The sequence below is a fragment of the Roseovarius atlanticus genome, assembly GCF_001441615.1.
GTDB lineage: Bacteria > Pseudomonadota > Alphaproteobacteria > Rhodobacterales > Rhodobacteraceae > Roseovarius > Roseovarius atlanticus.
The window spans coordinates 292,794-316,784 of the sequence record NZ_LAXJ01000003.1 but is presented as its reverse complement, the minus strand read 5'-3'; the positions used below and the strand labels follow the sequence as shown (position 1 = coordinate 316,784).

25 protein-coding genes are annotated in these 23,991 nt (G+C 64.3%); 7 read left to right on the top strand and 18 right to left on the bottom strand.

Annotated features, from left to right (window positions below; all coding sequences use genetic code 11):
- Window positions 1–11: 11 nt before the first annotated feature.
- The 6 genes from XM53_RS04940 to XM53_RS04915 form a co-directional block, all read right to left on the bottom strand.
- Window positions 12–380 (bottom strand): GFA family protein, encoded by a 369-nt coding sequence (locus XM53_RS04940; protein ID WP_057790873.1) that lies wholly within the window; start codon window positions 378–380, stop codon window positions 12–14.
- Entirely contained in the window at window positions 373–774 is a 402-nt protein-coding gene (locus tag XM53_RS04935) for a GFA family protein (RefSeq protein ID WP_057790871.1), read from the bottom strand. The genes XM53_RS04940 and XM53_RS04935 overlap by 8 nt, the downstream gene beginning before the upstream one ends.
- Before the next feature lies 1 nt (window position 775).
- A complete protein-coding gene (locus tag XM53_RS04930; RefSeq protein ID WP_057790869.1) occupies window positions 776–1,396 on the bottom strand; it encodes a LysE family translocator in 621 nt (206 codons plus the stop codon).
- A gap of 10 nt (window positions 1,397–1,406) precedes the next feature.
- Window positions 1,407–1,955 (bottom strand): helix-turn-helix domain-containing protein, encoded by a 549-nt coding sequence (locus XM53_RS04925; RefSeq protein WP_057791270.1) that lies wholly within the window; start codon window positions 1,953–1,955, stop codon window positions 1,407–1,409.
- Between the two features lie 160 nt (window positions 1,956–2,115).
- Entirely contained in the window at window positions 2,116–2,571 is a 456-nt protein-coding gene (locus XM53_RS04920; RefSeq protein ID WP_057790868.1) for a GAF domain-containing protein, read from the bottom strand.
- 68 nt (window positions 2,572–2,639) lie between these two features.
- A complete protein-coding gene (locus XM53_RS04915) occupies window positions 2,640–3,812 on the bottom strand; it encodes an acetyl-CoA C-acyltransferase (protein ID WP_057790865.1) in 1,173 nt (390 codons plus the stop codon).
- Window positions 3,813–3,931: 119 nt separating this feature from the next.
- Between XM53_RS04915 and XM53_RS04910 the strand changes: the two genes are divergently transcribed.
- The 3 genes from XM53_RS04910 (at window position 3,932) to XM53_RS04900 (ending at window position 6,528) form a co-directional block, all read left to right on the top strand.
- A complete protein-coding gene (locus XM53_RS04910; RefSeq protein ID WP_057790864.1) occupies window positions 3,932–4,270 on the top strand; it encodes an STAS domain-containing protein in 339 nt (112 codons plus the stop codon).
- A gap of 9 nt (window positions 4,271–4,279) precedes the next feature.
- Window positions 4,280–4,747: an ATP-binding protein gene (locus XM53_RS04905; protein ID WP_144435456.1), complete on the top strand. Its 468-nt coding sequence runs from the start codon at window positions 4,280–4,282 to the stop codon at window positions 4,745–4,747.
- 203 nt (window positions 4,748–4,950) lie between these two features.
- Window positions 4,951–6,528, top strand: a complete 1,578-nt coding sequence (locus XM53_RS04900; protein WP_057790860.1) for a gamma-glutamyltransferase family protein — start codon at window positions 4,951–4,953, stop codon at window positions 6,526–6,528.
- A 39-nt stretch (window positions 6,529–6,567) separates the two neighbouring features.
- Here the strand turns inward: XM53_RS04900 and hspQ are convergent, their stop codons facing one another.
- The gene (hspQ, locus tag XM53_RS04895) at window positions 6,568–6,894 is read right to left on the bottom strand and encodes a heat shock protein HspQ (protein WP_057790858.1); all 327 of its coding nucleotides are present in this window, start codon (window positions 6,892–6,894) and stop codon (window positions 6,568–6,570) included.
- A 201-nt stretch (window positions 6,895–7,095) separates the two neighbouring features.
- On the opposite strand from hspQ, the gene XM53_RS04890 reads away from it, so the two are divergent.
- Window positions 7,096–7,689, top strand: a complete 594-nt coding sequence (locus XM53_RS04890; RefSeq protein ID WP_057790856.1) for a transglycosylase SLT domain-containing protein — start codon at window positions 7,096–7,098, stop codon at window positions 7,687–7,689.
- A gap of 18 nt (window positions 7,690–7,707) precedes the next feature.
- Here the strand turns inward: XM53_RS04890 and XM53_RS04885 are convergent, their stop codons facing one another.
- The 5 genes from XM53_RS04885 to XM53_RS04865 form a co-directional block, all read right to left on the bottom strand.
- Window positions 7,708–8,304, bottom strand: a complete 597-nt coding sequence (locus XM53_RS04885; RefSeq protein WP_057790854.1) for a LolA family protein — start codon at window positions 8,302–8,304, stop codon at window positions 7,708–7,710.
- Window positions 8,305–8,418: 114 nt separating this feature from the next.
- On the bottom strand, window positions 8,419–8,997 hold the full coding sequence (locus XM53_RS04880; protein WP_057790852.1) for an exopolysaccharide biosynthesis protein: 579 nt from the start codon (window positions 8,995–8,997) through the stop codon (window positions 8,419–8,421).
- A gap of 82 nt (window positions 8,998–9,079) precedes the next feature.
- A complete protein-coding gene (locus XM53_RS04875; protein WP_057790850.1) occupies window positions 9,080–12,055 on the bottom strand; it encodes a DNA translocase FtsK in 2,976 nt (991 codons plus the stop codon).
- A gap of 15 nt (window positions 12,056–12,070) precedes the next feature.
- Window positions 12,071–13,249, bottom strand: coding sequence for an aminotransferase class I/II-fold pyridoxal phosphate-dependent enzyme (locus XM53_RS04870; RefSeq protein ID WP_057790848.1), 1,179 nt, complete (start codon window positions 13,247–13,249; stop codon window positions 12,071–12,073).
- Between the two features lie 211 nt (window positions 13,250–13,460).
- The gene (locus XM53_RS04865) at window positions 13,461–14,789 is read right to left on the bottom strand and encodes an amidase (protein WP_057790846.1); all 1,329 of its coding nucleotides are present in this window, start codon (window positions 14,787–14,789) and stop codon (window positions 13,461–13,463) included.
- Between the two features lie 87 nt (window positions 14,790–14,876).
- Here XM53_RS04865 and XM53_RS04860 point away from each other — a divergent pair, with 87 nt between their 5' ends.
- Complete coding sequence (locus XM53_RS04860) at window positions 14,877–16,127, top strand: FAD-dependent monooxygenase (RefSeq protein ID WP_201455392.1); 1,251 nt, start codon at window positions 14,877–14,879, stop codon at window positions 16,125–16,127.
- A gap of 677 nt (window positions 16,128–16,804) precedes the next feature.
- Here XM53_RS04860 and rsmD read toward each other — a convergent pair.
- Together rsmD and XM53_RS04845 are read right to left on the bottom strand one after the other, a co-directional pair.
- A complete protein-coding gene (rsmD, locus tag XM53_RS04850; protein ID WP_057790842.1) occupies window positions 16,805–17,359 on the bottom strand; it encodes a 16S rRNA (guanine(966)-N(2))-methyltransferase RsmD in 555 nt (184 codons plus the stop codon).
- Window positions 17,356–18,561: an NAD(P)/FAD-dependent oxidoreductase gene (locus XM53_RS04845; protein ID WP_057790840.1), complete on the bottom strand. Its 1,206-nt coding sequence runs from the start codon at window positions 18,559–18,561 to the stop codon at window positions 17,356–17,358. Before XM53_RS04845 ends, rsmD begins: the two co-directional genes overlap by 4 nt.
- Window positions 18,562–18,651: 90 nt before the next feature.
- On the opposite strand from XM53_RS04845, the gene XM53_RS04840 reads away from it, so the two are divergent.
- Window positions 18,652–19,140 carry a peroxiredoxin gene (locus XM53_RS04840; protein WP_057790838.1) on the top strand — a complete coding sequence of 163 codons (489 nt, stop codon included), beginning with the start codon at window positions 18,652–18,654 and terminating at the stop codon, window positions 19,138–19,140.
- Between the two features lie 650 nt (window positions 19,141–19,790).
- Window positions 19,791–20,786 (top strand): class I SAM-dependent methyltransferase, encoded by a 996-nt coding sequence (locus tag XM53_RS04835; RefSeq protein WP_057790836.1) that lies wholly within the window; start codon window positions 19,791–19,793, stop codon window positions 20,784–20,786.
- Window positions 20,787–21,195: 409 nt separating this feature from the next.
- Here the strand turns inward: XM53_RS04835 and XM53_RS04830 are convergent, their stop codons facing one another.
- From XM53_RS04830 to XM53_RS04815, 4 genes are read right to left on the bottom strand one after another with little or no spacing between them, the layout of a single operon-like run.
- Window positions 21,196–21,495 (bottom strand): 4a-hydroxytetrahydrobiopterin dehydratase, encoded by a 300-nt coding sequence (locus XM53_RS04830; RefSeq protein ID WP_057790834.1) that lies wholly within the window; start codon window positions 21,493–21,495, stop codon window positions 21,196–21,198.
- A complete protein-coding gene (locus XM53_RS04825; protein ID WP_057790832.1) occupies window positions 21,492–22,679 on the bottom strand; it encodes a GNAT family N-acetyltransferase in 1,188 nt (395 codons plus the stop codon). The genes XM53_RS04830 and XM53_RS04825 overlap by 4 nt, the downstream gene beginning before the upstream one ends.
- A 60-nt stretch (window positions 22,680–22,739) precedes the next feature.
- Entirely contained in the window at window positions 22,740–23,507 is a 768-nt protein-coding gene (locus XM53_RS04820; RefSeq protein WP_057790831.1) for a glycerophosphodiester phosphodiesterase family protein, read from the bottom strand.
- The gene (locus XM53_RS04815) at window positions 23,504–23,965 is read right to left on the bottom strand and encodes a RidA family protein (protein ID WP_057791267.1); all 462 of its coding nucleotides are present in this window, start codon (window positions 23,963–23,965) and stop codon (window positions 23,504–23,506) included. Before XM53_RS04815 ends, XM53_RS04820 begins: the two co-directional genes overlap by 4 nt.
- Between the last annotated feature and the right edge of the window lie 26 nt (window positions 23,966–23,991).

Below are 23,991 nucleotides of genomic sequence, written 5' to 3'. Positions count from 1 at the left end.
AAGCGGCCCGATCATTTCTGCGGAACTCCGTCCGCGATTTCGTAGTAATCCCCCTTGTCGGCGGTAAAGATATGCTTCTCCAGCCGCAGCCCCGTGGGTCCGTCCAGCGCCCCCAGGGCAAAGCTCATCGTGTCCTCGTCATGTGCTTTCCAGAACAGGAACGCCCCGCAGGTCGCGCAGAACCCGCGTTTGGCCTGCGGCGTCGCCTCGTACCACGTCACCGCGCCGGTGATCTCCAGGTCCGTCTCCGGCACGAAGGCCGACGACCACACATGCCCCGATTGCTTGCGGCACTGCCCGCAATGGCAGGCCGACACACCCTCCGGCGCGCCCGTCACGCTGAAGCAGATATTCCCGCACAAACAACTTCCCTCAAGCATTCTCACCTCCACTGAACCGCGCGAATTGCGGCAGCCCGTCGCCGATTTCGTAATAATCGCCCTTGTCCTCCAGAAAGACATGCGCCGTCATCTTCAGCCCATGCTCCGGCTCCAGCGATGCGGCGGCAACCACCGTGCGCGGCGCATCTTCCGGCTTCCAGAACAGGCCGGACCCGCAAATCCTGCAGAATCCTCGCCGCGCCGTGTCGCTGGACTGGAACCACGCCAGCCCCTTGTCGCGCTCCATCACCAGGCCGTCGTCCGCCACCGAGGTCGCCGCCCAGTAAAACCCCGACTGCTTGCGGCACTGCCCGCAATGGCACCCCAGGATGTCCCGCACCTTGCCCTCCAACCGGAACGCCACCGCCCCGCACAAACAGGCCCCCCGGATCATCTCATGCCCTCCCCGGGGTCGAGGCCGCGCCCAGCAGCACGCCGTAGATCACGAAACACGCCGCCAGCCCCCGGCGCAGCCACACGTTGAACACCGCCCCCAGCGCCGCCCGGCCCAGCCCCGCGCCCAGCGCCGTATATCCGATGTAGCTCAGCGCGGTCAGGCTCAGGGCCGTGGGAAAGATCACCCACATCTGGCTCCAGATCGGTACGTCCGGCTGCACGAACTGGCTGAACGCCGCCAGGTATCCCGCCACGCTCTTGGGGTTGATCGTGGCGATGGCAAAGGCCCGCCAGTAGATGCTGCGCCCGTCCGGCGCGGCCACGACAACGCGACCCCGCGCCATGATCCAGCCCCGTATCCCGAGATAGATCAGAAACCCGGCCCCGATGAATTTCGCCACCTGGAACGCTTGCGGCGAGGCGGCGATCAGCGCCGTCACCCCCGCCGCCGACAAGGTCAGGAACAGCGCCGCCTGCGTCAGGATCGCCGCCACCCCCCACAGGCTGCGACGGAACCCGATCGTCATCCCGTTGGTGATGCAGTTGACCGCGTTCGGCCCCGGCGTGGTCACGAACACCACCCAGAAGAGCGCGAAAACGGTCCAACCCTCCAGGCTCATGCCACCCACCTCAATACACCGGCGGCGCGATCACCCAGATCGCAACGCAGGGCGCGTCATAAGGGTTGGCCCAGGCATAGGTCTCATGCCGGATGCGAAAACTGTCCCCCCGCCCCACGGTAAAATCGCGCCCGCCGATGCTCAGGTCCAGCCGGCCGGACACCACGTAGCCCACCTCCTGCGTCGGTCGCGTGGCAGGGCGCTGCATCTTCGATCCGGGCCGGAACGTCGAGTGGATCACCTCGAAATCGTCGCTCAGGTCAGGCGACAACAGTTCCTCGATCAGCCCTTCCTCGCTCGACCCCATCCGCCGCCGCGACCCCTCGCGCACGATTATGCCCTGCTCTTCCGCAGGGGCGCTGGCATGGGCGAACAGGAACGACATCGGCACGTCGAACGCGCCCGCAATCGCCCGCAGGTCGGAAATCGACGGTTCGGACAGGTCCCGCTCCACCTGGCTCAGCCAGCCCACCGACCGGCCCAACGCCTGCGCCATATCGCTCAAAGTCAACCCCCGCGCCTTGCGCAAGGCCCGCAGATCGGCCCCGAGGCTGCGCATGGCAGAGATCTGGCTCTGTTCCAAAGGGCACTCTTCCCGTGAAATTCTTCGATCAATTTTCACGCTGCGCGAGTCGCGTGAAAAAATCAATCAAAATTTCACTGTTCCGGAAATACTCCCGCCGGAGGCCTCAACACCCGCACCGCGCGTCGGTAAATCTCTACAACCGCCCGAACACCATCTTCAGAATCGCGCCCAACCCGTCGGCATCCGCCGCGTCGAACGCGGCCGGCCGGTCGCTGTCGATATCCAGCACACCCAGCAAACGATCTTGCCCGTCCCATACCGGCAGCACAATCTCCGACCGGGTGGAACTGGCACAGGCGATATGCCCGTCGAAACTGTCCACATCGTCCACCAGCTGCACCGCGCCCGTGCGCGCCGCCGCCCCGCAGACCCCACGTGAAAACGGGATCTGCAAACAGCCGTGCCCGCCCTGGTACGGCCCGATCTTCAACAGCTCCGGCGCCGTCACCCGGTAGAAACCGGTCCAGTCGAAACGATCATCCGCATGATGCAACTCGCACACCACCGTCGCCATCAGGGCGACCTCATCGGTCTCGCCCTCGGTCAGCGCCCCGATGGTCTTGGACAGGTCATTATAATCCGCACGCATCACGCACCTCCCACGCCAAGAGTTTTCATGAAAACTCTTGGCAAATCTTTTCCCAAAAGATTTGCGCCTCAGACCCGCTCGATCGCTATGGCCGTACCTTCGCCCCCGCCGATGCAGATCGCCGCGACACCGCGCTTGAGGTCGCGTTTCTCCAACGCGTTCAGCAACGTCACCATGATCCGCGCGCCACTGGCCCCGATAGGATGGCCCAGCGCACAGGCCCCGCCATGTACGTTCACCTTCTCGCGCGGCAGGCCCATCTCGTGCATGAACGCCATGGGCACCACGGCAAAGGCCTCGTTCACCTCCCACAGGTCCACATCATCCTTGTCCCAGCCGATCCGCTCCAGCAGCTTCTGCGCCGCGGGCACCGGCGCCGTGGTGAACCATCCCGGCGCCTGCGCGTGGCTGGCATGGCCCAGAATCCGCGCCCGCACCTTCAGACCCTGCGCCTCGGCCGCCTCGTGCGAGGCCAGCACCAGGGCCGCCGCCCCGTCGCTGATCGAGCTTGAATTGGCCGCCGTCACCGTCCCGCCCTCGCGGAAGGCGGGCTTCAGCTGCGGGATCTTCTCGGGCCGCGCCTTGCCAGGCTGCTCGTCCGTCTCGACCACCACCGTGCCCTTGCGCGTCTCCAGCGTCACCGGCGCGATCTCGCCCGCGAACGCACCCGATTTCTGCGCCTCCAGCGCCCCTTCCAGCGAGCCTATGGCATAGGCATCCTGCGCCTCGCGGGTGAACTGGTATTTCTCGGCGCAATCCTCGGCGAAGGTGCCCATCAGACGGCCTTTGTCATAGGCGTCCTCCAGCCCGTCCAGGAACATGTGGTCGATCACCTGCCCATGCCCGATCCGCGCCCCGCCGCGCATCTTCGGCAACAGGTACGGCGCGTTCGACATGCTCTCCATGCCGCCCGTCACCATCGTGTCGGTATGGCCCAGCGCGATCTGGTCGAACCCGATCATCGCCGCCTTCATGCCCGAGCCGCACATCTTGTTCAGCGTCGTCGCCGGCACGTCTTCGCCCAGCCCCGCCTTGAACCCCGCCTGCCGCGCCGGGGCCTGGCCCTGGCCCGCCGGCAGCACGCAGCCCATCAACAGCTCGCCCACGGTGGTTGCGCCCGCATCCTTCAGCGCCGCGGCAATCGCCGCGCCGCCCAGTATGCTGGCCTCGACCCCGTCGAAATCCCCCTGGAAGCCGCCCATCGGGGTGCGTGCCGCGCCTGCGATCACAACGTCTTTCATGGCCTTCATCCTTTCATGTCTGCCTGCGCTACACCGGCCCGTTCCTCCGATCGGGAAAAACGGTTTGGTAAGGAATAGCGCCTAGGATGCACGCAACTTCCCCCCTGTCCGGAGGCATCATGCAACTCACCTGCGCCACTCACAACAACATCAACGTTATCACCGTCGAAGACAACCGCATCGACGCCGCGTCGGCCATCCGGTTCAAGGATGAAATGCGCGCCCTCACCGAAGACGGCCCTGCGCATGTGCTGCTCGACCTCTCCGGCGTGGCTTTCGTCGATTCCAGCGGCCTTGGCGCCATCGTCGCCTCGATGAAACAGCTGGGCGACGGGCGGCGGCTGGACCTGGCCGGGCTGACCCCGGACGTGGCCAAGGTTTTCCGGCTGACGCGCATGGATTCGATCTTCGTCATCCATTCCGACATGGCCACGGCGCTGCAACGCGCGGCGGGCTGATCCGGGCCCGTGGCCGCCACCGCCCCCTCTGCGCCCGACCCGCTGCTCGCGCTCTCTGCCCCCGCGACAGAGCTTGAGGTGCGTGCCATGGTCGAGGCGCTCGGCACGGCGCTCGACCACGCCGGGATCTGCCGCGACCAGCGCGGGTCGATAACGCTCGCCGTCAGTGAGGCGCTCAACAACATCACCGAACACGCTTATGCCGGACTCAGCCGCGGTCAGGTGCACATGGTGACCGACCTGCTGACCGACGGCGTTCTGGTCACCCTGTGTGATTCGGGCCGCCCCATGCCCGGCAACACCCTGCCTGCGGGTCATCTGCCGGACAGTTCCGGCGCCCGCGCCGAGCTGCCCGAAGGCGGGTTCGGATGGCACCTCATCCGAAAGCTGTGCGCCGACCTGAGCTATACCCGTCACGCAGGAAAAAACACATTGTGCATGACCTTTCCGCGCAAACCCCTCCGGGAAAATCGCTGACGTCACCGAATTGCCCTATTCCCATCCCAACGCCGCCCCAATGGGTGGGGATAAACGATCCTGTAGCTGCATATGGCTTCCCTCGGCGCCGCGTTTAACAGCCCCCACCCAGTGCGCGGCGTCGAGGTACTTCTTTCCCCCGATTGGCATTTCCCTGCGCACTCCTTAAAGTGGCCGAAAAACCACCAATCACCGGAGCTTTCATGCGCGATTTCCAACGCCCCGGCCGCTCGGCCGTCCTGGCCAGCAACGGCATGTGCGCAACCTCGCACCCTCTGGCCGCGCAAGCCGCCATCGACATCCTGAAACGCGGCGGCAACGCCATGGACGCAGCCATCGCCGGCGCGGTGCTTCTGGGTATCTGCGAACCGCAGATGACCGGGATCGGCGGCGACTGCTTCGTTCTGTTTACCCAGCCCGGCAGCGATGACATCCACGCGCTCAACGGTTCGGGGCGCGCCCCCGCCGCCGCCAGCGCCGCCGACCTGCGTGCCCGCGGCCTCGACACCGTGCCCCTGCACGGCCCCGAGGCGGTCACCATTCCCGGTGCCATCGACGCCTTCTGCCACTTGTCGGACACCCACGGCAAGCTGGGGCTCGATGCGCTGCTCGCCCCGGCCATCCACTATGCCGACGAAGGCGTGCCGGTCGCGCCGCGCGTCGCCAATGACTGGCCCAGTGCCGCCGAATGCCTGCAAGGGCACGGCCTCACCCACTATTCGAATGGCGGCCAGCCTCTGCAACAAGGCGCACTCTTCCGCAGCCCCGGCCAGGCCGAGGTGCTGCGCCGCATCGCCCGCGACGGGCGCGACGCGTTCTACAAAGGCGAAGTGGCCGACGACATGCTCGCCGCGCTGACCGAGTTGGGCGGTGTCCACACGGCCGACGATTTCGCCGCCACCGCCTGCAACGCCACCGACCCCATCAGCGGCAGCTATGCCGGCATCGACCTGGTCGAGCATCCGCCCAACGGCCAGGGCGCCACGGCGATCCTGCTGCTCAACATCCTGGCCCAGTTCGACATCGCGGCGATGGACCCATTCGGCGCCCAGCGCGCCCATATCGAGGCCGAGGCGACCAAGCTGGCCTACGACGCCCGCAACCGCTTTCTCGCCGATCCCGACCACACGGCGCGGCTGGATCACATGCTGTCGATGGACACCGCCCGCGCGCTCGCCGCGCTGATCGACCCGAAAAAGGCCATGCCGTCGGCCACCACGCTCAGCGAGGCCGTGCACCGCGACACGATCTATATCACCGTGGTCGACCGCGACCGCATGGCGGTGTCGCTGATCTATTCCATCTTCCACGGCTTCGGTTCGGGCATCGCGTCGGAAAAATTCGGCATCCTGCTGCAAAACCGCGGCGCCGGCTTCACGCTCGAAGACGGCCACCCCAATGAACTGGCCGGCGGCAAGCGCCCGATGCACACGATCATCCCCGGCATGTTGCGCGAGCAGGGCCGCGTCACCATGCCCTTTGGCGTCATGGGCGGCGCGTACCAGTCCAACGGCCACGCCCGGTTCGTTTCGAACCTGCGCGACTTCGGCCTTTCCCCGCAAGAGGCGATCGACGCGCCGCGGTGTTTCCCCGACGCGGGCGAGTTGAAGGTCGAGACCGGCTATGCGCCGGGCGTGCACCAGCAGTTGGCGGAGATGGGCCACAACGTGGTCGAACCCGACGAGGCGATCGGCGGCGCTCAGGCCATCGAGATCAAGGAAAGCGGTGTGCTCGAAGGTGGCTCGGACCCGCGCAAGGACGGTTGCGCGCTGGGGTACTGAAACCGCCAAAGGTCGCGGGCGCTCCAAGGCGCCCCGATCTCAATTCAGTTGGAAATGAAGCGGGTACTGCCCGTCCTCGAACGGGCCAAAGAGGTCGGGGATATCCGGATGTCCCACCGGTTCGCCCGAATAATCGGCGATCAGGTTCTGTTCGCTCACATAGGCCACGTAATAGGTCTGCTCATTCTCGGCCAAAAGGTGATAGAACGGCTGATCCTTCACCGGGCGGCTTTCCTCGGGAATCGAGTCGTACCACTCCTCGGTGTTGGCGAATTCAGGGTCCACATCGAAAATCACACCGCGAAACGGATGTTTGCGGTGTTTCACGATCTGACCCAAGTGATATTTTGCGCGCGTCTTCAACATTCATCTAGCCCCTAACGCCACACTCTACTGCGTTCAACCGAGTTTTGTCCAATCTGGACGCGCATTTTCTTGGGAAACAGTGTGTGAACCCGGCTCTGACAGTCCCGGTCGCGCCGCGCAGGCACGGCGATGAAATCCGCCATTCCCAAGCCCCGATTCTTCCGTTAAACTTAAAAGAAAAACAAACATAGCGAGAGGCAGATGAGCAGACGTCTTCGCACGATTCTATCCATAATGGCCCTGGCCACTCTGAACGCCTGTGGTGGCGGCCCCAGCGGCCCGCCGCCCGACAATCTGGACAATGCCTGCGCCATCGTCGCGCAGAAACCGCATTACCTGCGGGCCTTCAAGGCGACCGAGCGTCGTTGGGGCGTGCCGGTGCCGGTGCAGATGGCCACGATCTATCAGGAAAGCAAGTTCGACGGCGAGGCGCGCACGCCCTTCCGCTGGACGCTCGGCATCATTCCCATGGGCCGCCAAAGCTCCGCCTACGGCTACAGCCAGGCACTCGATGGCACGTGGGAAGAGTATCTGCAGGACGGCAACCGCGCCGCGCGGCGCAACGACATCCGCGACGCGACCGACTTCATGGGCTGGTACATGGCGCAGTCGAACCAGCGCCTGGGCATTCCCATGCACGACGCGCGCAACCACTACCTTGCCTATCACGAGGGGCGCACGGGCTTCAGCCGGGGCAGCTACAACGCAAAGCCTTGGCTGTTGCGCGTCTCGGGCGAGGTCGGCCAACGCGCCGTCGTCTACGATCAGCAGTTGCGGGCCTGTGGGCGGCGCTAAGCCGCCCACGCCTTCGCGTCAGCGGTCGATCCGCTTGAACTTGTCCTTGCCCGGAATGACGAACCTGTCATTGCCCAGCTGCGTGCCCGTGGTCAGATCGCCCAGCACAACAGTGGTCTTGCTGCCGCCGCTGTCGTTGATCACCCACTGACGCAGCTCGACCGGGCTGCCGGTGAACACCAGCTCGATATTGCCGTACTCGGGATGCGCCGGGTCCTGCGCGCGCACGGTGGTGGTCTTGCCGTCGCTCGTGTGGCCGGTCACCATCCGCGCGCGGCCGAAATCCACATTGCGTTGCAGGATGATCTTCAGCGGTGTGCGATCCAGCGGATAGGCCTCACCCCCGGTATTGGACTTGGGGTCGATGATGCCCACCGTGTCGCCATCGGCCACCACCAGCGTCTGTTCGGGCGGATTGTACTCGAACCGCACCCGTCCGGGCCGCTTGATATAGATCTGCCCGGTGCTGATCGTGCCATCGTCGTTGATCTGGGTGAACTCGCCCGTCGCCGAACTGAAACTGTTCAGGTATTGCGAAATCTCGTTCAGCGACAGCTTTTCGGCCATCGCGGGCGTGGCCAGCAGAAAGCTCAGGGCCAGGGCAACCATACGCATGAGGGGAAACCTCTCCTTTATTCGTCGTCTTCGAAAGATAGGCGCACCAGCGCTGTTATGCGATAGCAATCGGCGCAATTGCGCGTGAGCGCCCTTTCGTCGGGTCCCAACGCGTCAGGACGGGAAAAGGTTTACCGCCGCGAACAGCGCCCCGGCGCTCGCCGCGAAGGCCACCACCATAAGCATCCCGTCCCGCACCGTGATCGCCAGCCCAAGAAGGGCGATGGCCGCGAAGGGTATCAGCGCCGCAAAGGGCACCACCTCAAGCGGCGGAATCATCAGGCACAGGCCCACCACCACGCAGGCGGCGGCGATCTGCGCCGGCTGCCCGGTCAGCGCCTCCAGCCGGTGCCCGAAATGGCGATCCATCCACTGCGCCACGGAGCGCGCCTTGCGAACCGAACGGGTGACTTTCGCCTGCTCCACCGCCCGGTCGCCGATCCTGTCGGGAATCCAGAAACTCTGCCATCCCAGCAAAATCTGCACGGCAATCAGGATCACCAGAACGGCAAACAGCGTCGGCACACCCGGGATCCCGCCCAATGGCGACGCCCCCAACAGCGCGATGACGAAAATGATCGGACCGAACCCGCGCCCGCCAATGGCATCGACCACATCCCTGACCGAGACGCGATCTTCGCCCTCGGCCAATTGGCCGACCTCGTCCAACAATGTCTCGGCGTCGCCGGCCATTCACCCGCCCCCTTCGCGTTGTCGTTCAGTACCACGCCAACGCGACAGACCGGTAAACGTTTCCCCGGCATCAGCCGAAGCTTTACTGCTCCGGCACCAGGATCTCGCGCTTGCCCACGTGGTTCGCGGCACTCACCACGCCCTCTTCCTCCATCTGCTCGACCAGCCGCGCAGCCTTGTTATAGCCGATGGCCAGCTTGCGCTGGATGTACGAGGTGCTGCATTTCCGGTCGGTGATCGCGATCTGCACGGCCTGATCGTACAGCGCATCCTCGCCATCGGTGTTGCCGCCCGTCGACAGGCCCAGAACCGCGTCGATCTTGTCGGCCTTGTCGTCCTCGGGGCCTTCCTGAACACCGCCCACATAAACCGGCGGGCCAAAGGCCTTGAGGTGGTTCACCACTTCCTCGACTTCCTCGTCGCTGACGAAAGGCCCGTGACAGCGAGTGATCTTGCCGCCGCCGGCCATATACAGCATGTCGCCCATACCCAACAGTTGCTCGGCCCCCATTTCGCCCAGGATGGTGCGGCTGTCGATCTTCGAAGTGACTTGGAAAGAGATCCGCGTGGGGAAGTTCGCCTTGATCGTGCCGGTGATCACGTCCACCGACGGCCGTTGCGTCGCCATGATCAGGTGAATGCCCGACGCCCGCGCCATCTGCGCCAAGCGCTGGATGCAGGCCTCGATCTCTTTCCCGGCGACCATCATCAGGTCAGCCATCTCGTCCACGATGACCACGATGAACGGCATCTTCTCGGGCGCGAACTCTTCCGTCTCGAACACCGGTTCCCCGGTCTCGTCGTCGAACCCGGTCTGCACCGTCCGGCTGAACATCTCGCCCTTGGCCAGCGCATCGGCCACGCGGCTGTTGTAACCGTCGATGTTGCGCACGCCCATCTTCGACATCTTGCGATAGCGGTCTTCCATTTCCGCCACGACCCATTTCAGCGCCACCACGGCCTTTTTCGGGTCGGTCACCACCGGGCTCAGCAGGTGCGGAATGCCGTCATAGACGCTCAATTCCAGCATCTTGGGATCGATCATCACCATCCGCAGATCCTCGGGCGTCAGCTTGTACAGCAGGCTCAGGATCATCGTGTTGATCGCCACCGATTTCCCCGATCCCGTCGTCCCCGCGATCAGCAAATGCGGCATCTTGGCCAGGTTCGCCACCATCGGGTCGCCGCCGATATCCTTGCCCAGCGCCAGCGGCAGTTTCTGGTTGCCGTCGCCATAGTCGCGGCTCGACAGGATCTCGCGGAAGCTCACCATCTCGCGGTTGTCGTTGGGCAGCTCGATCCCGATCACCGACCGTCCCGGCACGGTGCTGACCCGCGCCGACAGCGCCGACATCGACCGCGCAATATCGTCGGCAAGGCCGATCACACGGCTGGCCTTCAGGCCCGGCGCCGGTTCCAGCTCGTACATCGTCACCACGGGGCCCGGGCGCACGCTGACGATCTCGCCCTTCACGCCGTAATCGTCCAGCACCGTCTCCAGCATCCGGGCGTTTTCCTCCAGCGCCTCGTCGCTCAGATGATGGCGCTGGATATTGACCGGATTGGTCAGCAGGTTCAGCGGCGGCAGCTCGTACTCGATCTGCGGCTTGTCCTCGAATTGCAGCTTGGGCTGCGCCTCGGCCTGCGCCCGTGCGGAGGGCTGCGGCGCACGGCGCGGCGGGTGCTGCACGACCTTCTTCGGCTCGGCCGCAGGCATTTCCGCGGGCGTCGCGGCGCGGGTATAGACCGGTACCTCCGGCTCGGCCTCGAAGGCGTCGTAGGCGCCATAGCCGTCCTCGATCACCGCATCCTCGGGCGCGGCCTCGACCATCTCCTGCATCGGCGCATGAACCGATGCCTGGGCCGGCTCCGGCACGGCATGACCGGCGGTCAGCGGCGGCTCGGCCCGCACCGCACTGCGCGGCGCGGTGTTCAGGATCAGCGGGTCCGGCCCCCGGCCACGGCCACGGGTCAGCGGCGCGACCGCCTCGACCTGAACGGCCGGGTTCTGGCGCACGCGGCTCTTGATCACGTCGGCGATCTTGGCGCTCACCCGGTCGCCACTGGGCGCGGGCATGTCGGGCATTTCCGACGCCTCGATCAACTCCGGCTCCGGCTCACGCTCGGGCCGGCGCATCAGCGACGGCATCCGCGACAACAGCCCGCCGGATTTTTCCGGCGCGACGCTCATTTCATACTCGGGCACATGGGGCGCGACCGGCGCGGCCTGGGCCTGTCGCGGCGCCGCAGCGGCCAACGCAGGCTCCGCCCGGCGCACGCGCGGCTCGGGCACGGCGGCTTCGGCGCGCGCCATCTCGTAGGCCTCGGCGCGCTCCTGCATCCGGCGGTCCCGGCGCTCTGCAGCCTTCACCTGCGCACTCTTCGCGGCCCCCGCCGCCATGCCGCCACCACGGGCCAGCACCGCGCGCACCGTGGCATAGGTCATGATCGTACCCACAACCAGGAAGCGCGCGATCTGCGACAATTCCAACCGGCTGAATCCCAGGACGAACGCGCCCAGCGTCACCATCCCGGCCGCCAGCAGCAACGACAACAACTTCAGCCCGAGGGTCGCGCTGATCGGCAGGAAACCCAGCACCGTGCCCAGCGCCATTTCCCCGAACAGCCCGCCATAATCGAAACTGTGCGACGACGACCACTCCGCGCTCGGCTCCAGCGACGAAGCATACATTGCCAGAAGCGCGATCCAGATCGGCGCATAGATCAGCCGCCCCACGGCCCGGTCCTGTCCCCGGTGCAGGGCGAAACGCACACCCCACGCCCCAAGGACAATGGCCAGGCCCCATGCGCCCCAGCCCACGATCATGAACAGGGGCGCGGCAATCGACGCCCCCATCCGGCCCAGCAGGTTCTGCACCGGCGCGTCGGTCGCAGCCATCCAGCTTGGGTCGTCGGGGTGGTAGGAGGCAATCATCATCGCGGCGGCGAACCCCAGCGCCAGCAGGGCCAGTCCCAGAAGTTCCTTGCCTCGCTTCTCGATTGCCTCTGCCATCGAGCTGTCCAACAGCGGGTCACGTCCGCGCGTCTGATATGCCATGTCGCCTCTTCCTCGTTAATTATAAAGGCAGTCACGCAGCTGCGTCAGGCCGCGTGCCACCTCCTTCTTTGGGGCCACCATCGCGACCCTTATGTATTCCTTGCCGGGGTTCATCCCGCCGGCCTCCTGCGCCAGGTACGCGCCGGGCAGCACCCGCACGCCTGTCTCTTTCCACAGCTTCAGCGCCGCTGCCTCGCCATCCTCGACCGGCAGCCACAGGAAAAATCCAGCCTCGGGCGCCTGGTATCCGGGCACGCCGGCCAGGATCTCGTCGGCCAGCCTGTATTTCTCCTGATAGAGCTTGCGGTTCACATCCACATGCTTCTCGTCGGCCCAGACCTTGGCCGCCGCGTGCTGCAACGGCATCGGCAGCGGCGTGCCCGCGTAGGACCTCAACTGCCGGATCCGCTTCATGCTCTGCGGTCCCGCCGCCACGAAGCCCGAGCGCAAACCGGCCAGGTTCGACCGTTTCGACAGGCTGTGAAACGCGACCACCCGCTCTGGGTCCGCGCCCATGTCTCGCGCTACTTCCAGCGCGCCCACGGGCGGCGTCTCGCGGTAGATCTCGGAATAGCATTCGTCGGCGAATACCTTGAAATCGTGCTTTTCCGCCAGCCCGATCAGCGTTTTCCAGTAACCCGCATCCGCCACCGCGCCCTGCGGGTTCGACGGCGAACACAGGTACGCCACCGTCACCCGGTCCAGCACATCGGCGTCCTGACTGGCGAAATCGGGCAGGAACCCCGTCTCGCGCGTCGCAGGCAGGAACATCGGCTGGGCGCCCACGCTCAGGGCGCCCACCATGTAGACTTGATAGAACGGGTTCGGCAGCAAAACGATCGGCTGCTTGCCGTTCTTCGTCTCGGGGCACAGCGTCATCATCGCGTTGTACAGCCCCTCGCGCGTACCGTTCAGGGCCATCACGTGCCGGTCGGGGTTCAACTCCACGCCATAGCGCCGCGAAACCCAGTCGCAGAACGCCGTGTTCAGCGCCGGAATCCCCTCGTTCACCGGGTATTTGCGAAACTCTTCGGCATGCTTCTCGATCACGTCCAGAATCCAACCCGGAAAGTCGTGCTGCGGCTCGCCGATGGTCATGTGGATCACATCACCGCCGGGATCGTGCACGTCCAACAGGCTCCGCAAACGCGGAAACGCATATTCCGGAAGGTTCGAAAACCGCTCGGGAAACATCAACACTGCCTCTAGGTTACGGGATCGTTTTCGCCCCGTTTGAACCAAATCTACAAAAGCACCTGCGTTGCGTCCAGCAAAACCAACCGGGGTCGCGGGGATTGTGGCATTTTTGGCAAGAGGTTAGCGGATACCTCTAAAGTAGGCCAAGTGTTGTGGCCGGCCTGCATCACCCAGACAAGATTTTGCGTCCAGCAATGATTTCGCGCGATCAGCCCAACGCCGCCTCTACAGCCTTGGCGACCCGCAGAATCCGCTCTTCGCCAAACGCTTCGCCGCACAATAACAGCCCGCAACCGGGCGTCCCGGTGGGCAGGGTGACGGCCGCCAGCCCCATCAGGTTGCCCACCCGCGTGTTGCGCAGCGCCAGCAGATTTTCGGTCACGTAATAGTCGTCATCGGTCATCAGCCGGTCCACCTCGGGCGGCAGGTTCGGCGCCGTCGGCATCAGCACCGCGTCATAGGGTTTCATCCGTTCGGCCCACTGGATGCGCAGCGCCGCCAGCAGGTTCCAGCCCGCGACGTAGTCACAGGCCCGGAATTCCTTTCCGGATTCGAACCGTTCCCGGATCGGCTTGAACATCTTGTCCGGGTCGGCCGAAATCACGTCGCCCCAGATGCCATAGGCCTCGGACGTGAACAGGATCGCCGACAGCGGCATCGCCTGCTCTGCCTCGGGCGACTCGACCTCCTCGATCCTCGCGCCCGCCGCCTTTAACCGCTCCAGCGCGCTGAAATAGGCATCGCGCGGTGCGTCCCGGATGTCCTCGAACACCACCGACTGCAACGCCGCGAACCGCATCCCCTCCAGCGAAACGCCCTCCAGGTCCGCCGCCCGCCCGCCTTCCAGCGCGGCCAGCATCAGCGCGCAATCCTCGACGCTGCGCCCCAACGGCCCCACCGTGTCGAACTTCGCACAAAGCGGCACGACACCGTCCAGCGACACGCGCCCCGACGTCGTCTTCAACCCCACAAGGTCGTTCCACGCCGACGGAATACGCACCGACCCGCCCGTGTCCGACCCGATGCCGCAGGCCGCCAGCCCATGCGCCACGCTTGCAGCGGCACCCGAGGACGATCCCCCCGGCACCAGCTTGGGATCGTGCACATTGGGCGGCGTCGCCGTCATCGGATTCAGCCCCAGCCCGGAAAACGCCAGCTCGCTCATATGCGTCTTGCCCAGGCACACCAGCCCCGCCGACGTGGCGTTGCGCAGCACGTCCGCATCCCGCTCCGGCACCCGACCCTTCAACAGGCGCGTGCCGGCCTCCGTCGCCGTCCCCGCACTGTCAAAGAGATCCTTCCAGCTGATCGGCACGCCATCCAGGGGCCCCAGCCGCCGCCCGGCCTTGGCCCGCGCCTCTGCCGCCTGCGCCTCGGCCCGCGCGCGCTCGTGGGTGACAACCGAATAAATCTCGTCCCGCGCCGGATGCGCGTCGATGGCCTCCAGGTACGCCTCAGCCAGCGCCACCGGCCCGATTTCGCCCGCTTCGATCCTGCGCCCCAGTTCTGCCGCGCTCATCGTCAGCCACTCGTTCATCCCGGATCCTCCGCGCCTTTGCCAAATCGCTTGCATGAATGCAGATGCCCCGGCGCAAGGCAAGCCCACCCAATGACAATCCGGCGCATGGACAATCCGGCCCGCGCCGACATATTGATCCGCATGGACCATGACAGCGATATCCTGATCGTCGGCGGCGGCCTCACCGGCCCCGCGCTTGCCCTCGCCGCGGCGCAGGCAGGCCTGACCGTCACCGTGATCGACAGCCTGCCCCAGACCGTGCGAAAGGATGCCGCCTTCGATGGCCGTGCCTATGCGCTGGCGCTGGCCTCGGTGCGGTTGCTCGACAATATCGGCATATGGGAGCGCGTGGCGGACAACGCCCAGCCCATGCTGGAAATCAAGGTCTCCGACGGGCGCGCGGGCGAAGGCGCGGCGCCGTTCTTCCTGCATTTCGACCATGCCGAGATCGAGGAAGGCCCGATGGGCCACATGCTCGAAGACCGCTACCTGCGCCGCGCCTTCCTGGAGGCGATGCAGGACGAGGGCCGGATCGCCCAAGTCACCGACACCGTCACCACGCAAGAGGTCACGCCGACCGGCGTCACCCTCACGCTCGCCTCGGGCAAGACGCTCTCGGGCCGCATCGTGGTGGGCTCCGACGGGCGTGCCTCGGGCACCGCGCAGCGCGCCGGCATCGCCCGCACCGGCTGGGATTATGGCCAGACCGCGCTGGTGGCCGCCATCGAACACGCGCTGCCCCACAACGGCATCGCGCACCAGTTCTTCATGCCGCCCGGCCCGCTGGCGATCCTGCCCCTGCCAGGCAATGTCAGCTCCATCGTGTGGTCCGAGACCGAGGCGACCGCCGCCCGCTTCGCCGCGCTGGATGATGCCGAGTTCATGGAAGTCCTCCGCCCCCGTTTCGGCGATTTCCTGGGCGACATCTCGCTGCGCGGCAAGCGCTTCACCTATCCGCTGAACCTCACGCTCGCCAACGCCTTCGTGGCCGAGCGGCTGGCGCTCATCGGCGACGCGGCGCATGGGGTGCACCCCATCGCGGGCCAGGGCCTGAACGCCGGGCTGCGCGACGTGGGGGCGCTGGCGCAGGTCCTGACCGACGCCACCCGCCGAGGCGAGGATTTCGCCGCTGCGGACGTTCTGGCCCGTTATCAGCAATGGCGCCGGTTCGACACCGCGACGCTGGCGGTGACGACGGACCTGACCAATCGGCTCTTTTCCAACGACAACCCCCTGCTGCGCGCGGCCCGGGACCTTGGCATGGGCGCGATGTCGGCCATGCCCGCCCTGCGGCGGAAATTCATCCGCGAGGCGGCGGGCCTGACCGGCGACCTGCCGGAGCTGATGAAAGGGTAAAAGCCGTGCGATCGCCGGACCGCGGGATGGCGACCTTGCGGATGGTAGGACTCATCACCTGAAAGGTTGCTTCCATGGCATCTGGTTCAATCAAAGATTTTCTGCCGGGAGAGTTCATTTTCTCGCTTGGCGAGTACATGCAGACGTGCGCGCACATCGAACTATGGTCGGCCGCGCTTATCACTTGCCTGCGCGCGCCCCAGCCGAACAGTAAGGAATGGTTTGAGGACTACTGCGCCGCGCGAAAACTAGCGACCAGTGACCTCTTAAGAAGATTAAGGGGATCTAACGAATACGCTGAAGCATACGGATTTTCCAGCGACCTTCTTGCTCTGTGCGATTGGTTGGACCAGTTCAAAGGCAATCGTCACATCGCTGCGCACGGGGCGTTCTTTGGCTCGCCGAATGGCTTTTTGAGAGTCGAATACGTACAAAATTTAGGAACACGAAAGGCCCCTTCATACCAACCGACACGGACAGCGATAACAAAGGAATTGGTAGACGAAGCAGTCCAAGATGCGAGACGCATCCACCTGATAGTCCTTGACATGATAGAAAAGATAGAAAAGGGCTTAACGACCAAGATAGTTCGAACAATAATTCCGATTGTCGAACATCCTCCTACGACTCAACTCCCGTAGGGTGGGTGAAAACCCACGCGGGCTTCCGAAACGCCCCTACCCCGCCTCCAACACCCGGATCACCGTATCCCCGTATCCCCGCTCATCAAACAGGCTCCACCCCTCCGGCACCTCGACGCCGCCGCCTTCCTCCCAGACCACCAACGCCCCCGGCGCAATCCATCCCCCGGCCATTGCCGCGCCCAAAGCCGCCTCGCCCAGCCCCTTCCCGTAAGGCGGATCGAGAAACACCAGCCCGCAGGCCTCCGTCGCCGCCCTCAGCTTGCGCGCATCCCGGCCTATGACCTGCACGCGGTCCCCGACCCCGCAGATCCCGATATTCTCCCGGATCAGCCTTTGCCCCACGCGCCCGTTCTCAACGAACACCGCCCGTGCCGCCCCGCGCGACAACGCCTCCAGCCCCAGCGCGCCCGTACCGGCGAAAAGGTCCAGCACCACGGCCCCCTCCACCCGGTCCCCGAACCGCGCCATCAACACGTTGAACAGGCTCTCGCGCACCCGGTCCGAGGTGGGCCGCAGCCGCGCCCCCTCGTCGCCCTTGCCGACCGAGGCCAGCCGCCGCCCGCGAAACTCGCCGCCGATGATCCTCACGCCTTCAACAGCGCCTTAAGGTCCGCGCCGGGGTCCGCCACCACAGCCGGATCGGCGGTTTTGCCGCTGTCGATCAACCGCTTGCCCACCATGTAGGCGCGCGCGTCATTGGCCGCATCCACCGCCAGCAGGGTGTCGCCCTGGTAGTACCAGAAGGAGATGCCGCCCTCGCCATCGCGCGTCACCACGCGGTCATATCCCACGTTCAGTCCGGCAATCTGCAACTTGACGTCATATTGATCCGACCAGAACCACGGTTGCGGCACATAGGTCTTGTCCGCCCCCGTGATATTCTCGGCCACGCATTCCGCCATGTCGATGGCATTGGGCACGCTCTCCAGCCGCAGACGCTCACCCCGATAGGGAAAGCTCGCGCAATCCCCCGCCGCCCAGATCGACGGATCACTGGTACGGCCCTGCGCGTCCACCTTGATCCCGTTCTCCACCTCGACACCAGCGGCCTCGGCCAGCGTCGTTGCCGGCGTGATCCCGACGCCCACGATCACGAAATCCGCTTCCAACTCGCTGCCGTCGCTCAAGAGCGCGCCATTGACCCGCCCCTCGCCGGTCAGCCGCTCCAGCCCGACCCCCTCGCGAATATCCACCCCCTTCGAGCGGTGCAATTCGCGGAAATAATCCGACGTCTCCTTTGCCGCCACGCGCTGCAGGATCCGGTCCGCCATTTCGACCAGTGTCACCTTCAGGCCTTTGGATGCGGCCACCGCGGCGGCTTCCAGCCCGATATACCCGCCGCCCACGATCAGCACCTTCGCAGCCTCGCGAAACTCCGGCGCCATCCTGTCCACGTCGCGCAGGTCGCGCACCACATAGACCCCGTCCAGCGCGCCGCCGATCGCCGGCGGCAACCGCCGCGGCACCGACCCGGTGGTCAGCACAAGATGCTCGTAAGGCACCGCGTGCCCGCCCGCGACGACCACCTTGTTGGCCCGGTCGATGGCCGTAACCGCCGCGTCCAGCCGCAGCTCGATCAGGTTCTCGGAATAGAAACTCTCGGGCCGCAAATACAGCCGCTCCAAGTCCATCTCGCCCAGCAGGTATTTCTTCGACAAGGGCGGCCGTTGGTAAGGCGGCGCGTGCTCTTCCCCGATCAGCGTCACCTTGCCGTCATAGCCAAGCGCCCGCAGCTTCGCCACCAGCGAACTGCCCGCTTGGCCCGCGCCCACGACAACAACTCCCGCCATGTCCCCTCCTGCAATTTCCACATGGCCCTCGGGCCGTCAGGGCCTATACTTACAGGCATTCCAAACGCAAACGAAAGACAGGATGCGACAATGACGATCACCACCGGCGACAAACTCCCCGATGCCACGCTGCTCAAGATGGGCGCCGACGGCCCCGAAGAGGTCGCGCTGTCCGACAAGACCAAAGGCCGCAAGGTGGCGATCTTCGCCGTCCCCGGCGCCTTCACCCCCACCTGCCACTCGGCCCACGTGCCCAGCTTCATCCGCACCAAGGCCGATTTCGACGCCAAAGGCGTGGACGAGATCATCTGCGTCTCGGTCAACGATCCCTTCGTGATGAACGCCTGGGGCAAGGACACCGGCGCCAGCGATGCTGGCATCACCATGCTGGGCGATCCGCAATCGGAATTCACCAAGGCCATCGGCATGGATTTCACCGCACCGCCCGCGGGCCTGATCACCCGCTCCAAGCGCTACGCCATGCTGGTCGAGGACGGCACGGTGAAGGTCCTGCATGTCGAGGACAACCCCGGCGTCTGCGAAACCTCCGCTGGCGAATCGCTGCTCGACGCGATCTGATTGATGTGAAACGTCGCGAATCTTTGACGCATTGGGGATGGTTTTCTGAACCTTGCTAAGGCGCAGCGTCACGCAATATTGGCCCCCTCCTCAAGCACTTCTGACCCAAACCGGACCTTGAGCGCGGTATGGGTCAAGGGCCGGTAGGCGGACGGAGCTGCCTTTCCCTTAAGGGCCGCCAATGGCAGCAGCCAGCCCCGAAGCGGCCCCACAGACCTTGGCGCGAAACCGCGATAGCAGACCTACGCTGCGCCGCGGTTGAACTGGTAAGATGCGAACGAAACTGCGGTTCGCTACATCCTGACTAACTGGCAAAAAAGGTCCGCTTCGGACATTTGCTGCGAAGTGAGTGAAGTTCCTCGCGGTGGGCCGAAAAGAGCTTGATCCGAGATGCATAATGACGGCCTGACAGATGATCTCGCAGCTGTCCGACAGCAGCTACGCGTGTTGGGCTTGATAAAGCAGAAATAGACATGAGACAGCCACAACGGTCGTAAGCACCTCGCTCTGACACGTTCCATCATCTTGCGTGTCATGAAACTGAGCATTCAATTGCTATCTTGTCTTGCTTTTCACGGCTCGACATGAGCTTGCTTGAAGCGCAGCCTATTTCTTTCTAGGCTCCAAAAGCGGTTGAAGGATGTAAGCTTTTGAAAAAATTCACATCTGAGCTCGAAACGATTGAGGAATTAGTCAAAGCCTACGGGCCTTGGTCGGCTATGTCGATCAAGCTCGACGATGATACTTACACCAAGACGGATCACGTGGATCATCGTCTCAGAAGGATTGTGCAAGCTGCATCGGACGCAGTTGGAAAACCGCTCGAAGACTGCCGTGTGTTGGATCTCGCCTGTCTGGAAGGACAATACGCGATTGAATTCGCACTCAACGGATCGGAAGTTGTCGGCGTGGACCTAAGGGAGGCAAACCTCGCCAAGGCATCTTTCGCCGCTACAAAGCTCGGCTTGGACAACGCAGAGTTCTACGTCGATGATGTGAACAACTTGAGCCTCGACAAATATGGTTCATTCGACATCGTCATCTGCTCTGGTATTCTTTATCATCTTACCGGAGCAGACGCGTGCGCGCTGATCGCGAAAATGCATGCTTGTTGTCGCGGCATAGTTCTCATTGACACCTTCATTTCGATCAATGGCCGCGAGACCATAGAATTCGAAGGCCGGTCCGTCGAAGGTTCGAGATACCATGAGCATACTTCGAATAGTTCGGACGAAGAAAAGCTTGCAGACCTTTGGGCATCTGTGGAAAACACCGCAAGTTTTTGGTTAAGCGAGGCGGCTCTTGCAAATATCGTACAGGACGCCGGCTTTTCCAGTTTTTTGGAATTGCTGATGCCAGAACATCCCGGACATACAATTGATCGTCGAACATATCTGTTGTTCACAGGTAAGCGGGTAAAGCTATTTTCGTCCGAGCAAACGGATGCCGCCAGGTTGCCCAATTTCGTGAAACGGGATCTGAAAGGACTTCATCCAAGCCAGTTAGAACACTCCCTTCTTTTCAGGATCGGAAAAACTTTACTTCCTCAAAGTGTAAAGGATGCGATCAAGCCGTCTCTGCGGCGAACCGGATGGTTAAAGACCGACGAAGTTCCCCACTATCTGAATGAGCAGGGAAAAGACTGATGTGAAGATCTAAAGTATACCTCGCTGAGGTGCGGATATGACTTTCTATTTTTCAGACCCGCCCATCGCCGCGCCCATCTCGAGAGGCTGCTTGGCACTCTGAGTCCGAATTCGCTGCACTCAACTTGAAGGTCCGCTGTCGGGAAATTGCCCAAACTTTGCAAACTCAGCTTCCTGCGCATAGCTGCCGCCCGCGCCAAACGCAGCATCCGTGATTTTGGGCTCAAAACCAACCTTCGCCGCACCCGGTTCGAATGACGGCTCTCGCTAACGTAGGACTTCAGACTCTTCCGGTTCGTAGTGCTTGGGTCAGTTTATGACGCAAAGGTCAATTTCGTCCGACGTCCAACAATTGACAAACGCTAGGGGGCCGGGGCGCAGGTACGTCCCGACCGCACGGCCAAAGCCCTCAGCCGTCGGCCAGCTTGTCCATCTTCCGCGCCAGCTTGGTATCGCGAGAGCTCAGGCCGTCCACATCGTGGCTGGTAAGCGTCACCTCGACCGTCTTGTAGACATTCGACCATTCCGGGTGGTGGTCCCACTTCTCCGCCCAGATCGCGCAGCGGGTCATGAAACCGAAGGCTTCCACGAAGTTCTCGAACTCATAGGTCTTGTGGATCGCATCGCGCCCCTCGACCATCGCCCAGCCGTTTTCCAACAACGGCTCCAGTGTGGTCTTCCGCGCGGTGTCACTCAATTTCTCACTCATTCCTGCTCCTCCACATTTGCTTTCCTGAACGGTCCGAAACTCGTCAGGATCTCGATATCCTCGGCCACGGCCTCTCGTTCCGCCTCAAGGTAATGCGCCACTGCGTCCGAAAAAGGCGGCTCGCGAAACCAGTGCAGCGAATGGGTCTCGACCGGCAGATATCCGCGGGCCAGCTTGTGCTCGCCCTGTGCCCCGGCCTCGACGCGTCCCAGACCCTGCGCGATGGCGTAATCGATGGCCTGATAGTAACACAACTCGAAATGCATCGCAGGATGATGCGCCGAACAGCCCCAATAGCGTCCATAAAGCGCGTCGCGCCCGATCATGTTCAGCGCGCCCGCCACCGGCACGCCATCCTCCAGGGCCAACACCAAAAGGATATCGTCGCGCAACCGCTCCTGCGCGATGTCGAAAAACCGGCGCGTCAGGTACGGCATCCCCCATTTGCGCGCCCCGGTGTCCTGGTAGAACTCCCAGAACGCTTCCCAGTGCTCGGGACGGATCGCCTCGCCGGTCAGTTGCACGATCTCACCGCCAAAGCCCTGCGCCTGCGCCCGCTCCTTGCGGATGTTCTTGCGCTTGCGCGAGCTCAGGTTTCCGAGGAAATCGTCGAAACTGTCATAGCCCCGGTTCAGCCAGTGATACTGCTGGGTGATCCGCGGCAACAGGCCCATTTCGGTGCCCACCTCCCGCTCGAACTTGGTGCAGAAGGTGACATGCAGCGACGACAGATTGTTGCGGTCGCCGATGCTGACTGCGGCCTGCATCAGCGCATCGCGCCCCGGCTGGTCGTATCCCGGCCGGGTCAGCATCCGCCGCCCCGTCACCGGCGTGAACGGCACCGCCATTTGCAGCTTGGGGTAATACCGCCCGCCCGCGCGTTCATAGGCGTGGCCCCAATTGTGGTCGAAGATATATTCGCCCTGGCTGTGGGATTTCACGTAAAGCGGCGCGCAGGCGATCACCTGGTCGTCCATCTCGGCCACCAGGTAATGCGGCTGCCAGCCCGTCCCGGCCCCGACCGACCCGCTGTCTTCCAGCGCCTTCAGGAACCGATAAGTGGTGAACGGGTCCTCCGCCCGGCCGCCCTCGGCGGTCTCGGGACAGGCACAGGCGTCCCAGTCGGCCTGCGCCACGTCGCCCAGGCTTTCATAGACGCTCACAAGGACAGATCCGCCATCCATCAGGGCCGCTCGTCGCTTCGGGAAATCATACAGAGCAATCTGTGGCCTGCCCGCCCCGGTTCAAGCGGGAATTGCCGGCAGGTACCCCTCGAAGGTGATGTTCTGCGCCACGCGTCGCGCCTCTGCCTCTTCTTCCGGCGACCGGATCGTCCAGCACAGCACGTCCGCACCCGCACCCTGCAACTCGGCAACCCGCGCCCGGCCCAGGTCCTGCGCCTGGTGGCTGAGAAACGACGCGCCAGCCCGATCGTAATCCGGAATGTCCCGCAAGCGCTCGCGCACCTCGGCGCGCAGCAGCGTCCAATCGCCGGCGTCATAATCGCAACTCACGATGCCCCGCACCACCGCCGGCGCAAGGTCGCGCATCGCCACCATCATTTCGGGGTTGAACGACATCACCGCCACCGGCCCGCCATAACCTTGCAGCGCAACCGCCGTCGCCGCCTCCAGCCGCCCGTCGGTCTGCCCCATCTGCCCGTGCTGGTCCTTCAGCTCGATCAACAGCGGCACGCGTCCCCCAACCAGGTCCAGCACCTCTGGCAGCGTCGGAATCCCCTCGTCGCCGCCCAACAGCGCAACGCGGCCCAGCTCCGCCGCCTCGCGCTGCTGCACCGGCCCGGCCTGCCCCGTCAGACGCCTCAGGTCATAGTCGTGGAACACCATCGCCGCGCCGTCCCGGCTCAGTTGCAGGTCGATCTCGATGCCATAGCCATGGCGTATCGCCGCCGAAATCGCCGCGCGCGAGTTTTCCGGTCGGCCATCGCCCACGTCATGCAACGCCCGGTGCGCCAGCGGCGCCCGCAGAAAGGACGGGTCGAGCCGCGTCATCCGATCTGGAACACGCCTTCGATCTCCACCGCCACGCCGAAGGGCAGCGCCGGCGACGACACCGCGGCGCGCGCGTGCTTACCCGCCTCGCCCAGCGCCTCGCCGATGAAATCCGACGCGCCGTTGATCACCTGCGGCTGCTGGGTGAAATCGGGGGTCGAGTTCACGAACCCGCCCAGCTTCACCACCCGCTTCAGCCGGTCCAGGTCACCGCCGCACGCCGCCTTGACCTGCGCCAGCAGGTTGATCGCGCAGGCCTTCGCCGCCTCGGCGCCCGCCGCCACGTCCATGTCGTCGCCCAGCTTGCCGATCATCATCTCGTCGCCCAGCTTGGGCAACTGGCCCGACACGTACAGCATGTCACCCACCTGCACATACGGCACATAGTTCGCCGCGGGTGCGGCCGCCTCGGGCAGGGTCACGCCCATCGCCGCCAGCTTGTCCTCGAATTTTCCCATGGTCCCGACCTCCTCGGTTGCGTTGC